Below are 14104 nucleotides of genomic sequence, written 5' to 3'. Positions count from 1 at the left end.
CCCCCACCGCCTTCCCTGCCTGACCTGCCATGAGCCAAGCCACCGCGCATCGCCCGCACAAGATCACGGATCTCTCCGGCCGCCAGAAGGCGGCGATCCTGTGCATGGTGCTGGGCGCCGACCCCGCCGCGAAGCTGCAGCAGAAGCTGAGCCCCGAGGAGTCCGAGGCGATCGGCGTCGAGATCGCGCGCCTCACCGCCGTGGAATCCTCGCTCGCCGAGGAAGTGCTCAAGGAATGGCTCGACCTCCTCACCGTCGCCGACTCCATCGCGCACGGCGGCCTCGAGTACGCCCAGCGCGTGCTCGAGCGCGCCTACGGCGCACCGCAGGCGGCCTCGATCCTCAAGCGCATCCAGACGCAGCTCGCCGACACGGCGGGGCTGCACCGCCTGCGCAGCGCGGATCCCTCGCAGCTCACGACGATGCTCCGAAACGAGCATCCGCAGACCATCGCGCTGATCCTCGCGCACCTCAATCCGGGCCAGACGGCGACCGTGCTGAAGGACCTGACCCCGGAGCTCGGCTCCGAGGTCGTCTATCGCATGGCGACGATGGCGAAGGTCTCGCCCGACATGCTGCAGCTCATCGAGCGATCCATCTGGACCGAGGACATGGAGACCCAGCAGGGCCTCTCGACCTCGGGTGGTCCGCAGGCGGTCGCGGCGATCCTCGCCCTCGTCCCGAGCTCGAACGAGAAGTCGCTGCTCGAAGGCGTCGGCACGCGCGATGCGGCGCTCGCCCAGCAGATCCGCGACCTCATGTTCGTCTTCGAGGACATCTCGACGCTCGACGACAAGTCGGTGCAGCGCCTGCTGCGCGAGATCGAGATCAAGACGCTGGCCCTCGCCCTCAAGGGCGCGAGCGAGCAGCTCACGAAGAAGATCATGGGCGGCATGTCCTCCCGCGCGGTCTCGTCGCTCCAAGAGGAGATCGAGAACCTCGGGCCGCAGAAGAAGCGCGACATCGAGAAGGCCCAGGCGACGATCGTCACCGCCATCCGCACCCTCGAGGAGAGCGGCGAGCTCGTGCTCTCCTCCGGCACCGACGACATCGTCTCATGAGCGCGCCGCGGCGACTCACCCCCCCGTCGGCGCAGGCCGGTCCGCGGCCGCGCACACCGATGTCGACGCTGCCGTGGAACCTCGCCGAGTTCAACGGCCCGGTCTCGTCGCCCGACGCGGCGGGCCCCGGCCGCGCCGGCGGGTGCACCGCCAGCGAGCTCACCGCGCTGCGCGAGCAGATGCAGGAGCAGAATGTCCGCGCCATCGCCGAGGCGCGGAAGGCCGCGTTCGAGGAGGGCCGAGCCGCCGGACGCGCCGAGGCCCAGCAGTCGGCGGACCGACGCGTCGCGGATGCCGTTGCCGCCGTGCACACCGCGGCAGCGACCATCAAGCATCACGAGGAGCACTACGCCGGCATGCTCGAGGAGAACCTCGTGGCGCTCGCGTGCGGCGTCGCTCGCCACATCATCGAGCGCGAGGTGCAGGTCGATCCCTCCCGCATCCGCTCGCTCGTGCAGGAGGCGATCAGCGCCTTCCCGCACGAGACGATGTTGCGCGTGCGGCTCAACCCGACCGACCACACGCTCCTCAACGCCGACCCGAGCTTCCCCGAGGTCACCTGGGTCGCCGATCCGCGGATCGTGCGCGGCGGCTGCGTGGTCGAGGGACGCGAGCGCATCATCGACGGCCGCGTGGACCTCGCGCTCGAGCAGGTCTTCCGTCGGCTCACGGGCGCCGACGCCTGAACGGCCCGGCCGCGATTGCCGCTCGGCACACCTTGCCGAGCGCAGCGGCCCACTGATCGCGAGTGCATCGACACTCGCAACCTCATACAAAACAATCGGTTACGCCGTCTCCGCCGCCCGGCACCGCACGGCATGCGAGTTGCTTTTTCACTTGGCGAACCCTTGTCCCTTCTTGCCTCCCCATGGTCGCCTCCACCTTCGCTGCACTCCAGGATCGGGTCTCCGAGATCCCGCGTCTCCGCCCCCTCGGGCGGATCACGCGGATCGTCGGGCTCGTCATGGAAGCGACGGGACTCGAGCTCGGAATGGGCGCCCTCTGCCGCGTGACCAGCCTGAGCGACGAGCGGTCGGTGCTCGCCGAGGTCGTTGGCTTCCATGAGCGCGGCGCGCTCCTCATGCCGCTCGGCGATATCGAAGGGCTGCACCCGGGCGCCACCGTCTCCGACCTCGGTCGCAATCTCGGCGTGCGCGTCGGCAACGGGCTCCTCGGGCGTGTGGTGAACGCGCTCGGCGCGCCGATCGACGGCCTCGGCAAGATCGACTTCGAGAAGCGCGTGCCGCTCTCCGCCGATCCGCCGAACCCGCTCGAGCGCGAGCGCATCGAGACGCCGTTCGTCACCGGCGTGCGGGCGATCGACGGCCTGCTCACCGTGGGGCGCGGCCAGCGCGTCGGCATCTTCGCCGGATCGGGCGTGGGCAAGTCCGTCCTCCTCGGCATGATCGCCCGCAAGGCGGAGAGCGAGGTGAACGTCATCGCGCTGCTCGGCGAGCGCGGACGCGAGGTGCGCGAGTTCGTCGAGAACTCGCTCGGCCCCGAGGGACTCGCCCGCTCGGTCGTGATCGTCGCGACGGGCGACGAGTCGGCGCTGCTCCGCGCGCGCGGCGCGCTCGTCGCGACGGCGATCGCCGAGTGGTTCCGCGACCAGGGGAAGCAGGTCCTCCTCATGGTGGACTCGGTCACCCGCGTCGCGATGGCGTGGCGCGAGATCGGCCTCGCGGTCGGCGAGCCGCCGACGACGAAAGGGTATCCGCCCTCGGTGTTCGCGTACCTCCCGCGCCTGCTCGAGCGCGCCGGCAACGGTGCGCATGGCGGCATCACGGGCCTCTATACGGTGCTCGTGGACGGCGACGACTTCTCCGAGCCGGTCGCCGACGCGAGCCGGTCCATCCTCGATGGCCACATCGTGCTCACGCGGCGCCTCGCGAGCGCGGGACACTACCCGGCGATCGACATCCTCGACAGCAAGAGCCGCGTGCGCGACCACGTGATCACGCGCGCCCAGCGCGACCATGCGGGCATGCTCCAGCGTCTCGAGGCCGCGTACCGCGAGAAGGAGGACCTGATCCTCGTCGGCGCGTACCAGCGCGGCTCCAACCCGCTCGTCGACGCGGCGATCGACCTCCGCGGCCCGATCCTCGACCTGCTCCAGCAGACGCCCGAGGAGCACACGCCGCTCGACCGGACCATCGCCCAGCTCGCCGAGATCGGCATCCGCGGCGCCGCCGCGGTGCCGCGCCCGGGCGCCGCACCGCGCCAGCAGATGAACACCCAGAGGATGACCGCGTGACCGTGCCCTCGAGCCGCTTCTCCTTCCGCCTCCAGCGGGTGCTCGACCTGCGCCAGCAGCACGAGCAGGCCGTCGCCGGCAAGCTCGGCGCCGCCTCCGAGGCGGCCGCCGATGCGCGCGCCGCGATGGATGCGCTCGCCGCCGTCCGCCAGGCGAGCGGCTCCGACCTCGCCCGCGCGCACGGCGCCGCGACGCCGGTGGGGGCGCTGCACCAAAAGGAACGCCTCAACGCCTCGCTCGACGCCCACCTCGATGTCGCCGAGGCGGACCTCGCCGCGCGCGAGGCCGAGGTGAACGTCGTGCGCGACGAACTGAACGCCGCGATGCAGGCCCGCCGCATCATCTCGCGCCTGCGGGAGAAGCGCGAGGACGAATGGCGCCTCTCGCGCACGCGTGCCGACCGCACCGCGATGGATGCGCTCGCGATCGAGCGGCACTCCCGACAGGCTGACGCCCTGGAGACCGAAGAATGAAGGCCCTCATGATCCCGATCGTCGCGTTCCTCGTCTGCTTCGCCCTCGCGGGCGGCGCCGGCGCCTACGCGACGCGTCCCGCGGCGGTCGCCGACTCGACGCACGCCGACTCCACCCACGCCGACACGACGCACGCCGCGGCCGGCGAGCATGCGCCGACGAGCACGCTGGTGCCCAACCAGGTCGAGCCCGACAGCGCCATGCTCGCCAACGACCCGCACGCGGCCGATCCGTCGCATGCCCCCGCGACCACGCCGACCGCCCCGGCGCCGGCCCCCGCGCCGACGACGCCTCCCGCCACCGCGCCGGCCGGCCCCGCCTCGATCGCCTCGCTCGTGCGCGCGCAGACCGGCGCGACGGTGTCGATGCGGCCGGACGGGACGATCGGCCCCGAGCGTCCGTCCGCCGGCCCCGACTACCAGCGCATGGCGAGCCTCCTCTCGAAGATGGGCGCGCGCGAAGCGGCGCGGACCCTCGAGCAGCTCGCGCCAAACGAGGCCGCGCGCGCGCTCGCCGCGATGAGCGACAAGCAGGCCGCCCTCGTCCTCGCGCAGCTCGCACCCGAGAAGGCCGCCGCCCTGTTGCAGGCCGCACTCGCCCTCGTCCCGAGGACCACCACCCCATGATCACCGCGATGCTCGCCGCGGCCGTGCCGCTCGCGACGCCGCTCGCCCAGACGGGAGGCGCGGCGAACACGAATGGCGTCGCCGCCACCGCGCATGCCAAGAGCGACGACGCCGCCGCGCGCGAGTTCGCCGCGCTGCTCGGCTCCATGCTCCCGGCGCCGGTCACCCCGCTCGCCCCTGCGCCCGTGCGCGTCGAGCTCGAGTCGCTCGCCGATGCGGGGATCGACGCCGAGTCCGACGACGCCACGACCGACGAGCTCGGTCGCGCGGACGGCGGGATGCTCGAGGAGTCCGGCGAGTCGCTGCACCGACACGGTGTCGCCTCCATGCCGATCCTCATCGACGACGCGCCGCCCGAGGACTCGGTCCCGCTGAAGCGCGCCACGGGGATCGAGCGCCCGGAGGTGCCGCGCCCGCTGCGTCCCGCCGAGACGGTCGCCGAGCGTCGCCGCGCGATCGCCGCGGCCAATGCCACCGCCCGCGAACTGATGGCCGGCGCGACCGAAGGGACGCGCGCGCTCATGACCAGCGGCGCGGCGCCGGCCGGCACCGTGGTCGCCTCGACCGACACGCTCGACGCCGACTTCTCCGCGCGTCTCGATCGCGTGATCGATCGCATGCGCCTCGCCGGCCACGACGTGCAGGTGCGCGAGACGCTCCGGAGCCCGGAGCGTCAGCAGGCGCTCTACGCGCAGGGACGCACCGCGACGGGGCCGGTCGTCACCTGGACCCTCGATTCACGCCATCTCGAAGGCAAGGCCGCCGACGTGCTCGTGGACGGCCGCAGCTCCGGGAAGGCCTATGACCTCCTGCACGCCATCGCGGCCGAGGAGGGGCTCCGCACGTTGGGATCGCGCGACCCCGGTCACCTCGAGCTGCCGCGGACGACAGTGGATGCCAGGGAAGGCGCCGCTGCTCGTCGCGGGCTGATGTTCGCCCAGCGGAACGGCACGCAGGACGCAGGGTTGCCCACGATGGTCGTACGCCCTGGCGGGATCGCCCAGGTCGCGCGCGTCGCGCAGGTCGCACAGGTCGCCCAGGTGGCGACACCGGGCCTGATGACGAACACGACGGCGCGGACGCTGGGCGGCGCCTCCGAGCGCGCACAGCAGGTCGCCGCCACGCGCGCCCGTGCCGTCAAGCTCGGCGCGCTCCCCGTCCCGGACGCGAGCGTCGTCTCGGCCGCTGCCCCCGACGCCACGGCGACACTCCGCGGTCCCGACGCCGCGCTCCGCGCGCGCATCGACGGCGAGACCGTCGAGGCGACGGTGCCGAGCGAGTCCGCCGACGCCTCCGCGAAGCGGCCTGCCAACAGCGACGCCAGTACCGGCCGCGGCGCCCGCGGTCGCGACGGCGCCTCGACCGAGGCTGAACGTGACGGCGCGGCGCGCGATGCGGAGATCACCCGTTCCACCCGGCAGTCGCGCGGACGCACGGGGAGCACCGCCACGCTCGACCATGCGCCGCGTGCGCAGACGGAAACGATGCGCGAAGCGATCGGCACCAGCGGCACGCGGCACACCGCGCCCATCACGCCGGCCGGCAGCCTCGCCGCCGAACGCGTCGCGGACCTGCTCGCTGCCCGCGATGCGCAGCCCACCGGCCCGCTCGGCGAACTCCGCCTCGCGCTGGATCCCGCGACCGACGGCGTGAGCGAGGTACGGCTCGCGCTGCAGAACGGCTCGCTCGATGCGACGCTCCGCACCTCCGATGCGGGGATCGCACGCGGACTCGCCGCCGAGGTCTCGACGCTCACCCGCTCGCTGGAGCGCCAGGGATTCGAGTCGGCCCGTGTGTCCGTCCAGCTCGACGCAGCGCAGCAGGCTCGTGCGGTCGCGCTCGACACCGTCGCCGCCGCCGAAGCGACCGCACGCGAGCGCGCGCTCCGCGGCGACAGCGACGCCTCCCGCGAGGGACGCGAGCAGGCCACCGCCCGCGATGCGCAGCGCGACGCCCACCGCGACCAGCAGTTCGACCAACAGCGCGACCAACAGCACACCCGGCAGTTCGGCTCCCGCCGCGCGCGTCCGTTCTGACCCTTCACCCCACAGGCCACCCCATGATCACGCTCAATCCGAACATCGCGAACGCCGTCGGCGACGGGTCCCCCACGACCGCGACGGAGCGCAACAAGGCGCAGCAGACGAAGGACATGTTCCTCAAGCTCCTCGTCGCGCAGATGAAGAACCAGGATCCCAGCAATCCCGCGTCGCCCGACCAGCTCGCCGCGCAGCTCGCGCAGTTCTCGAGCCTCGAGCAGCTGGTGAGCATGAACGAGAAGCTCGACAACATGGGGCTCGTCCCGATCACGCCGATCGGCTGACCCGCCCCCACCGCACCCGCCTTCCGCCTTCCTCCTTCCGCCTTCTTCAGAGGTTCCACCCATGCTTCGCTCACTGTTCAGCGGCGTCACCGGCCTGCGCAATCACCAGCTGCGCCTCGACGTCATCGGCAACAACGTCGCCAACGTCAACACCATCGCGTTCAAGTCGGGTCGCGTCGCCTTCAAGGAAGGCTTCGCGCAGCTCGTCTCCGGCGCCACGCGCCCGCCGGGCGACCAGGGCGGCGTGAACCCGGTGCAGGTCGGCCTCGGCTCGCAGGTCGCGTCGGTCGACACCCTCTTCTCGCAGGGCAACGTCGAGACCACCGGCCTCAGCACCGACCTCGCGATCCAGGGCGACTCGTTCTTCGTCGTCGCGAAGGGCAACCAGTTCTTCTACACGCGCTCGGGCAACTTCCAGCTCGACGCGGACGGCCGCCTCGTGTCGCCGGCCAACGGCTTCGTCGTGCAGGGCCGCACCGCGATCAACGGCGTCTTCCAGGATGGCATCGGCGACATCACGCTGCCGTTCGGCCAGAAGACCGCCGCCCTCGCGACGAGCGAGGTCACGCTCGCCGGCAACCTCGACGCCGCCGCGCAGGTGTTCGACCAGGGCACCGCGGCGACGCTCGACCCGCTCGACCCGGCCCAGCGCAGCGTCACCGGCAACGAGCGCTCGTACAAGGACGTCTCCATCACCGTGTTCGACTCGCTCGGCGAGGAGCACGAGCTGAAGGTCTGCCTCTACAAGACCGGCCCGAGCGAGTGGAGCTGGCAGATCGACAACGCCGGCATGGACATCGACGCCACCTTCGGCACGAACGGCATCCAGGTCGACGCGGGCACCAACCCCTTCGTGTTCCTCAACGACGGCACGCTCGACATCAATCCGGCGACCTTCATCCCGCCGACTATCACCTTCCGCCCGAACTCGGGTGCGGACGACGTGACGATCACGATCGACCCGCGCGGCACCGGCGTGAACGGCCTCACGCAGTTCGCCGGCACGCACAACTCCGTGCTCCGCGACCAGAACGGCTACACCTCCGGCACGCTGCAGGATTTCTCGATCGACCGCACCGGCACCATCGTGGGCGCCTTCACCAACGGCACCACCTCGCCGCTCGGCCAGATCGTCCTCTCGGACTTCAACAACCCGGGCGGCCTCATGCGCATCGGCGACAACATGTACTCGACCTCGGGCAACTCGGGCTCGCCGGTGTACGGCTTCGCCCTCGAAGGCTCGCAGTCGGTCATGGTCTCCGGCGCGCTCGAGATGTCGAACGTCGACCTGGCGCAGGAGTTCACCAGCATGATCGTCGCGGAGCGTGGCTACCAGGCGAACAGCCGCGTGATCACGACCTCGGACCGGTTGCTCGAGGAGCTGGTGTCGCTCAAGCGATAGGGCGATGAAGGCTGAAGGATGAAGGGCACAGGAGCGGCGCTCCGTCGCCCGAGCGGGTCCGAAGGCAGTCCTCCGTCCATCCGGGCGGCGGGCTGCCTTCTCCATTCCTGCCGTTCACGGCTGGCACCCTTCGGCTCTCGTCGGCCCGCGCGCGCTGCTCGCCCACGGCAACCCCGGCCGTCCTGTGCACGGCAATATCTGCCGCTGCTCCAACGCCCGCACTCGCTTTTGCCGAGTCCTGCCGGACCGCCACCGTGCGGCAACATCGCGGTAACGCGTTGCAGGATAACATTTTCCATTCATCCTTCCGCCTTCGTCCTAGCGTGGCCCCATCCCTGCCTTAGTCCCTACCGAGAGAACACGTCCGTTCCGTCCTGATCACCTCCCCTCTGCCGCCTCGGTCCGATGGCCACCCAAGCCGCTCCCGCCCCAGCCGCCGCCGACGCCCCGCCAGCCAAGGGCGGGTCGAAGCTGATCATCATCGGTGCCGTCGCAGGACTCGTCCTCGGCGGCGCCGTCGGCGCCTTCGTCCTCGGCCCCAAGATGAGCCCCGCGGCCCCTGCCGCGGCCGCCGAGCATGCGCCGGCCGGCGGCGGTGAGCATGGCGAGGGCGGCGCCAGCGCCGTCTCGGTCCACGCGATCGAGAACCTCGTGGTGAACCCGGCCAACACCAACGGCTCGCGCTTCCTGCTCATCACCACCGCCATCATCGTGAAGGATGAGGCCGCCCTCGAGGAGGTCTCCGGGCGCGACGCCGAGGTGCGCGACCGGATCGTCGACCTGCTCGGCGGCAAGTCCATCGAGGAGCTCGGCGATCCGGGCCGCCGCGAAGGCCTCAAGGCCGACCTCGCCGCCGCCGTCGGTGCGCTCTTCCCGGAAGGCACGGTGAAGCGCGTCCTCCTCCCGCAGTTCGTCATCCAGTAGGCCGCGCATGAGTTCGCAAGCTGCGGCCTCGTTCTCGCAGGACGACATCGACCGCCTCCTCCAGGGAGGCGGGGGCGCCGCCGCGGTCGCCACCGGACCGCGCGATTCGGACATCCAGCTCTACGATTTCCGTCGCCCGGCGCGCGTCTCGCGCGACCGCATGCGCACCCTCGAGGCGATGTACGAGCGCCTCGTGCGCTCGCTCGAGGGCTGGCTCGTCTCCCGCCTGCGCGACTCCATCGACCTCCGGCTCCAGTCGGTCGAGCAGATCTCGTACGCCGAGTTCCTGCTCTCGCTCAACACGCCGAGCGCGAGCTTCCTCGTGCGCATCGAGGACGCCGGCTCGCAGCAGGGCGTGGTCGACTTCAATCCCTCGCTCTCCTACTTCCTGATCGACCGGCTCTTCGGCGGCGCGAGCGCGCCGACGATCCTCGATCGCACGCTCTCGCCCATCGAGCGCATGGCGCTCGACAACGTCGCCGACCGCGTGGTGAGCGACCTCACCGAGGTCTGGTGGGACCACGCCAAGCTTCAGCTCGCGGTCTTCGGCTTCGAGTCGATTCCCGAGATCATGCAGGCCGTCGAGCGTGAGGTCCCCTGCCTGGTCGCGACCGTGAACGCCAAGTTCGCCGGCGGCAGCGGACTCCTCTCCATCTGCCTCCCGCTCAACGTCGTCGAGCAGTTCTTCACGCGCTCCACCGACCGGCGCCTCAGCGACCCGGTGGGCACCGAGGCCGAGCGCAAGCAGTCGCGCGAGCAGACCGAGGCCTCGCTCCGCATGACCACCGTGCCGACGGTCGCACGGCTCCCCGAGTTCCGCATCCCCATGCGCGACCTCATGCGGCTCCAGGCCGGCTCGACGATCTCCACCGGCATCCCGGTGGGCACGCCGCTCGAGCTGATGATCGGCGACCAGCCGCGGTTCCGCGTGCAGGCGGGCAAGGTCAAGCAGCTGCGCGCCGTGAGCGTGCTCGAAGTGCTCAGTGGCAACTCCATCGATTCTCTCGTCCCCACCACGCGCGGGCGCACCGCGCCCGAGGTCCGACACATGACCGCTCCGTCCACCGACAACGACACCGCCGGCTCCGCCGGAGAAGCACAGGCCCCGGAGTTCGCCGATCTCGGCGCCGCGCTCCTCGCCGGCGGTGAGGTGCCCTTCGCGGCCCTCATCGACATCACGCTCCCCGTCCGCATCGAGGTCGGCCGCTCGACGGTGACCGTCGGCGAGCTCCTCCGCCTCGGACGCGGGTCGGTGCTCCAGCTCGACCGCCTCGCGGGCGACCCGATGGACCTGTACGTCAGCGACCTCCGCCTCGCCGAGGGCGAGGTGGTCGTGGTGAACGAGCACTACGGGTTCCGCCTGCGTCGCATCGTCGCGCAGCTCCCCGCCCAGACCCTCGAGCCGTAATCCGGTGCTCCTCACCTACGTCGGTGTCCTGCTGGCCCTCGCGGCGATCCTGATGCTCGTCGCCATGATGGGACGCGCGTTCAAGCGCTTCGGCCTGGGTGGCGTGCGCAGCGCGACCGCGCCGCTCGAGGTGCTGCAGCGCACCGCGCTCGGTCCCCGCCAAGGGGTCGCGCTCGTCCGCGTCGGCACCAAGGTGATGCTCATCTCGGTCGGCGACGGCGGCGTCCATCGGCTGATGCAGGTGGAGGACGAGGAGGCGAGCGCCATGCTGGCGGCGAGCGCCCCCTCCCGCACGGTGGCTGCGACCACGGTCATCGAGCACTCCTCGGCCGGCACCTACACGCCCGTGGTGACGGCACCGGCCGGAGGCGCGGAGATCTTCAAGCGCGCCTTCGCGCAGGCGGTGGGGCTCAAGCGCGCGTCCGCGCTGGTGCTGCCCCTGCTACTCGGGGCCGGCTCGCTCGCGGCGCAGGCGGCGCCGCAGGGCACGCCGCAGGGCGCTCCGCGGACCGCGGCGCCGATCACCGCCGCGACTCCCGCGGGCACGACGGCGCCGGCCGCACCGGCCGCGACGGCGAGGACCACCGCGACCACCGCGACCACCGCGACCACGGCGGCCACGACCGCCACCACGGCGCGGACCGCGCCGGCGGCGACCGCCGCGCAGGTCGTCGACCGACTCGCGCCGCGCATGGACCTGCGGGTCGGTGGCGAGAACGGCGACGAAGGGCTTCGCATGAACGGCACCGTCGGCGTGGTCGTGATGATGGGGCTCCTCAGCCTCCTCCCCACGCTCGTGCTGATGACGACGGGCTTCACGCGCATCCTCGTCGTCCTCTACTTCCTGCGTCAGGCACTCGGCACGCAGACCTCGCCGCCCGCCCCGCTCATCGCCGGGCTCGCGCTCATCCTCACCGGCTTCGTGATGGCCCCGACCATGACGCGCGTGAACCAGGAGGCGATCACCCCCTGGCTCGACGGCCGCATGGAACAGGTCGAGATGCTCGAGAAGGGCGCCGTCCCGATGCGCGAGTTCATGCTCCGCCAGACACGCCCCTCCGATGTCCGCCGCATGGTGCGCCTCTCTCGCCAGCCGGTCGTCGTCGGCGAACCGGTGCCGTTCATCACCTTGACCGCCGCGTTCGTCATCAGCGAGCTGCGCACCGCGTTCGCCATCGGCTTCGCGCTCTTCCTGCCGTTCATCATCATCGACGTCGTCGTCGCCTCGGTGCTCATGTCGCTCGGCATGTTCATGCTCCCGCCGACGATGATCGCCCTGCCGTTCAAGCTGCTGCTCTTCGTCCTCGTCGACGGCTGGGGGCTCATCACGCAGAGCCTCGTCGCCGGCTTCCGCTGAGGCGCGCGTCATGACCGACCAATTCGTCCTCGACCTCACGCGTCAGGCGCTCATGGTGGCGCTCCAGCTGGCCGCCCCCTTCCTCATCGCCGCGCTCATCATCGGCCTCATCGTCGGCCTCATCCAGTCGCTGACGCAGATCCAGGAACAGACACTCGCGTTCGTCCCCAAGCTCGTCATCATCGGGCTCATCTTCGTGCTGTCGCTCCCGTGGATGCTGCAGACGATCGTCGGCTACACGCGGGGGATCCTCATCGGCCTGGCGGACATGCCGCGATGATGGCCGCGAGTCCCTGGGACCTGCTCGCGCCGGGCTCCGCCGAGGCCACGCTCCTCTCGGCCTGCCGACTCGGCGGCTTGGTCCTCGTGGCCCCCATGTTCTCGTCGAAGATGGTCCCGATGCCGGTGCGGACCGCATTGCTCGTCGTGCTCACGGTCGTGATGCAGCCCGCGGTGCAGGCCACGGCCCTCGCCGGCACTTCGCTCACGCCTGGGACATTCCTCACCGAGACGATGATCGGCTTCTCGCTCGGGTTCGGCGCGGCGCTCCTCGTCGCGGCCGCGGAGCTCGCCGCCGACCTCATGTCGCAGGCGATCGGCCTCTCCGGCGCCGCGGTGCTCGACCCGCTCGGCGGGCACCAGACCTCGGTCATCGGCCAGGCCTTCGGGCTGCTCGCCGCGACGCTGCTCCTCGCGACCGACGCGCACCACATCATGCTCGACGCCGTCGCGCAGAGCTTCACCCGCGTACCGGTCGGCGCCGCGCTCAACGTGCCCAATGGACTGCGCGTGCTCTCGCAGCATGGGGGCATCATGTTCGCCCTCGGACTGCAGATCGCCGCGCCGGTGATCGCCGCGGCGCTCATCACCAACGTCGGGCTCGGCATCATGAGTCGCGCCGTCCCGCAGCTCAACCTCATGAACCTCGCCTTCCCCGTGCAGATCGCGGTGGGGCTCTTCACGCTCGCCGCCTCGCTTCCCTTCCTCGGCACGCTCGCCGCGGGATGGGGGGACCAGTCGCGCGCGATGGGGAGCGAGGTCATCTCCGCCCTCCTCCGCGTCCCGCGCTGATCGCCATGGCCGAGGACGACGCGGGCGAACGCACAGAGGAAGCGACACCGAAACGGCAACAGGAAGCGGCCGACGAAGGACGCGTCGCGCGAAGCCAGGAGGCGAGCATCGCGGCCGCGATCCTCTCCGCGGCCGCCGGCGTGAAGATGCTCGCCGACGACTCGGGCACCGTGCTCGGACAGTATCTCGCCCAGATGCTCCAGAGCGCAGGCCAGGTCTCCCTCGACGAGGGGTCCGCTGTCCTCATGCTCCAGGAGACGGTGACGCGCTTCGCCGGCGCCGCGGCGGGACTCATCCTCATCATCTCGGGCGGCACCTTCGCGATGGCCGCGCTCCAATCCGGCGGGCGCATCGCCCCCAAGGCGCTCAAGCTGCACTGGGAACGCGTCGACCCCACGAAGAACCTCGCCCGCCTCGTCTCGCCCACCCAGTTCGTCGAGACGGGCAAGGCGCTGCTCAAGATGGTCGTGGTCGGCATCCTCGTCTGGAAGGCGCTGGCCGCGTCGATCCCCTCGACGATGGTCCTCTCGCAGGCCGGCCCGATGGCCCTCGGCCCGTGGATCGGCTTCCACGTGGGTCGCCTGCTCCTCACCATCGGCCTCGCGTACGCCGCGGTCGGTGGCGCCGACTACTTCTGGCAGCGCTTCCAGCTCGAGAAGAGCCTGCGCATGACGAAGGAAGAGGTGAAGCGCGAGGCGAAGGAGGAGCAGGGCGACCCGTTCATCCGCTCGGCCCGTCGCCGCTTCGCGCGCGAGGTGGCCTTCGGGCAGATGCTCAAGGACGTGAAGAAGGCGAGCGTGGTGATCACGAACCCGACGCACATCGCGGTGGCGATCCAGTACGACGACGAGGACGCGCCGGTGCCGGTGGTGGTGGCGATGGGGCAGGACAAGGTCGCGGAACGCATCAAGGAGATCGCGGCCGAGGCAGGCGTGCCACTGGTGGAGAACGTCCCGGTGGCGCGGGCGCTGTTCAAGAGCGCCAAGGTTGGCAGCGTGATCCCGATCGAGCTGTACATGGCGGTCGCCGAGATCCTCGCCTACGTGTACCGCACGCGCCTGCAGCGCGGCGCCTGGCGCGGCAGCGCGCGCGCGTAGGTCGCGGCCCGGCACACCGCCGGGCCGCCCCGGTCGGACTCGCCGAGCACCCTCGGCAATTCGTGCCGCCATCACCATTCCCGTGCAGTGCTAGGCGATTTCTTCCGC

At 71.2% G+C, this 14104-nt stretch carries 14 protein-coding genes; all 14 read left to right on the top strand.

Annotation, left to right across the window (positions count from 1 at the left end):
- Positions 1 to 29 precede the first annotated feature (29 nt).
- The 14 genes from fliG (at position 30) to IPJ78_18590 (ending at position 13996) form a co-directional block, all read left to right on the top strand.
- On the top strand, positions 30 to 1061 hold the full coding sequence (fliG, locus tag IPJ78_18655) for a flagellar motor switch protein FliG (GenBank protein MBK7908556.1): 1032 nt from the start codon (positions 30 to 32) through the stop codon (positions 1059 to 1061).
- Positions 1058 to 1747: a hypothetical protein gene (locus IPJ78_18650; protein MBK7908555.1), complete on the top strand. Its 690-nt coding sequence runs from the start codon at positions 1058 to 1060 to the stop codon at positions 1745 to 1747. Before fliG ends, IPJ78_18650 begins: the two co-directional genes overlap by 4 nt.
- Before the next feature lie 182 nt (positions 1748 to 1929).
- Positions 1930 to 3315 carry a FliI/YscN family ATPase gene (locus IPJ78_18645; protein ID MBK7908554.1) on the top strand — a complete coding sequence of 462 codons (1386 nt, stop codon included), beginning with the start codon at positions 1930 to 1932 and terminating at the stop codon, positions 3313 to 3315.
- Positions 3312 to 3788, top strand: coding sequence for a flagellar export protein FliJ (gene fliJ / locus IPJ78_18640; GenBank protein ID MBK7908553.1), 477 nt, complete (start codon positions 3312 to 3314; stop codon positions 3786 to 3788). Before IPJ78_18645 ends, fliJ begins: the two co-directional genes overlap by 4 nt.
- Entirely contained in the window at positions 3785 to 4414 is a 630-nt protein-coding gene (locus IPJ78_18635) for a hypothetical protein (GenBank protein ID MBK7908552.1), read from the top strand. The genes fliJ and IPJ78_18635 overlap by 4 nt, the downstream gene beginning before the upstream one ends.
- The gene (locus IPJ78_18630) at positions 4411 to 6450 is read left to right on the top strand and encodes a flagellar hook-length control protein FliK (GenBank protein MBK7908551.1); all 2040 of its coding nucleotides are present in this window, start codon (positions 4411 to 4413) and stop codon (positions 6448 to 6450) included. Before IPJ78_18635 ends, IPJ78_18630 begins: the two co-directional genes overlap by 4 nt.
- A 23-nt stretch (positions 6451 to 6473) precedes the next feature.
- Positions 6474 to 6737 carry a hypothetical protein gene (locus IPJ78_18625; GenBank protein MBK7908550.1) on the top strand — a complete coding sequence of 88 codons (264 nt, stop codon included), beginning with the start codon at positions 6474 to 6476 and terminating at the stop codon, positions 6735 to 6737.
- A gap of 61 nt (positions 6738 to 6798) precedes the next feature.
- Entirely contained in the window at positions 6799 to 8139 is a 1341-nt protein-coding gene (locus tag IPJ78_18620; GenBank protein ID MBK7908549.1) for a flagellar hook protein FlgE, read from the top strand.
- Positions 8140 to 8544: 405 nt separating this feature from the next.
- Complete coding sequence (locus IPJ78_18615) at positions 8545 to 9063, top strand: flagellar basal body-associated FliL family protein (protein ID MBK7908548.1); 519 nt, start codon at positions 8545 to 8547, stop codon at positions 9061 to 9063.
- Between the two features lie 7 nt (positions 9064 to 9070).
- On the top strand, positions 9071 to 10471 hold the full coding sequence (locus IPJ78_18610) for a FliM/FliN family flagellar motor switch protein (protein ID MBK7908547.1): 1401 nt from the start codon (positions 9071 to 9073) through the stop codon (positions 10469 to 10471).
- 4 nt (positions 10472 to 10475) lie between these two features.
- Entirely contained in the window at positions 10476 to 11828 is a 1353-nt protein-coding gene (gene fliP, locus IPJ78_18605; protein ID MBK7908546.1) for a flagellar type III secretion system pore protein FliP, read from the top strand.
- Positions 11829 to 11838: 10 nt separating this feature from the next.
- The gene (fliQ, locus tag IPJ78_18600; protein MBK7908545.1) at positions 11839 to 12108 is read left to right on the top strand and encodes a flagellar biosynthesis protein FliQ; all 270 of its coding nucleotides are present in this window, start codon (positions 11839 to 11841) and stop codon (positions 12106 to 12108) included.
- Complete coding sequence (gene fliR, locus IPJ78_18595; protein MBK7908544.1) at positions 12108 to 12899, top strand: flagellar biosynthetic protein FliR; 792 nt, start codon at positions 12108 to 12110, stop codon at positions 12897 to 12899. Before fliQ ends, fliR begins: the two co-directional genes overlap by 1 nt.
- A 5-nt stretch (positions 12900 to 12904) precedes the next feature.
- Positions 12905 to 13996 (top strand): EscU/YscU/HrcU family type III secretion system export apparatus switch protein, encoded by a 1092-nt coding sequence (locus tag IPJ78_18590; GenBank protein MBK7908543.1) that lies wholly within the window; start codon positions 12905 to 12907, stop codon positions 13994 to 13996.
- The last annotated feature ends 108 nt before the right edge of the window (positions 13997 to 14104 follow it).

Source organism: Gemmatimonadota bacterium (assembly GCA_016714015.1).
GTDB lineage: Bacteria > Gemmatimonadota > Gemmatimonadetes > Gemmatimonadales > Gemmatimonadaceae > Pseudogemmatithrix.
This window is presented reverse-complemented; position numbering and strand designations above follow the sequence as displayed.

Coding starts and splice junctions, on each gene's coding strand:
- fliG (MBK7908556.1), top strand. CDS start 30: ATGAGCCAAGCCACCGCGCATCGCCCGCACAAGATCACGGATCTCTCC.
- IPJ78_18650 (MBK7908555.1), top strand. CDS start 1,058: ATGAGCGCGCCGCGGCGACTCACCCCCCCGTCGGCGCAGGCCGGTCCG.
- IPJ78_18645 (MBK7908554.1), top strand. CDS start 1,930: ATGGTCGCCTCCACCTTCGCTGCACTCCAGGATCGGGTCTCCGAGATC.
- IPJ78_18635 (MBK7908552.1), top strand. CDS start 3,785: ATGAAGGCCCTCATGATCCCGATCGTCGCGTTCCTCGTCTGCTTCGCC.
- IPJ78_18630 (MBK7908551.1), top strand. CDS start 4,411: ATGATCACCGCGATGCTCGCCGCGGCCGTGCCGCTCGCGACGCCGCTC.
- IPJ78_18625 (MBK7908550.1), top strand. CDS start 6,474: ATGATCACGCTCAATCCGAACATCGCGAACGCCGTCGGCGACGGGTCC.
- IPJ78_18620 (MBK7908549.1), top strand. CDS start 6,799: ATGCTTCGCTCACTGTTCAGCGGCGTCACCGGCCTGCGCAATCACCAG.
- IPJ78_18615 (MBK7908548.1), top strand. CDS start 8,545: ATGGCCACCCAAGCCGCTCCCGCCCCAGCCGCCGCCGACGCCCCGCCA.
- IPJ78_18610 (MBK7908547.1), top strand. CDS start 9,071: ATGAGTTCGCAAGCTGCGGCCTCGTTCTCGCAGGACGACATCGACCGC.
- fliQ (MBK7908545.1), top strand. CDS start 11,839: ATGACCGACCAATTCGTCCTCGACCTCACGCGTCAGGCGCTCATGGTG.
- fliR (MBK7908544.1), top strand. CDS start 12,108: ATGGCCGCGAGTCCCTGGGACCTGCTCGCGCCGGGCTCCGCCGAGGCC.
- IPJ78_18590 (MBK7908543.1), top strand. CDS start 12,905: ATGGCCGAGGACGACGCGGGCGAACGCACAGAGGAAGCGACACCGAAA.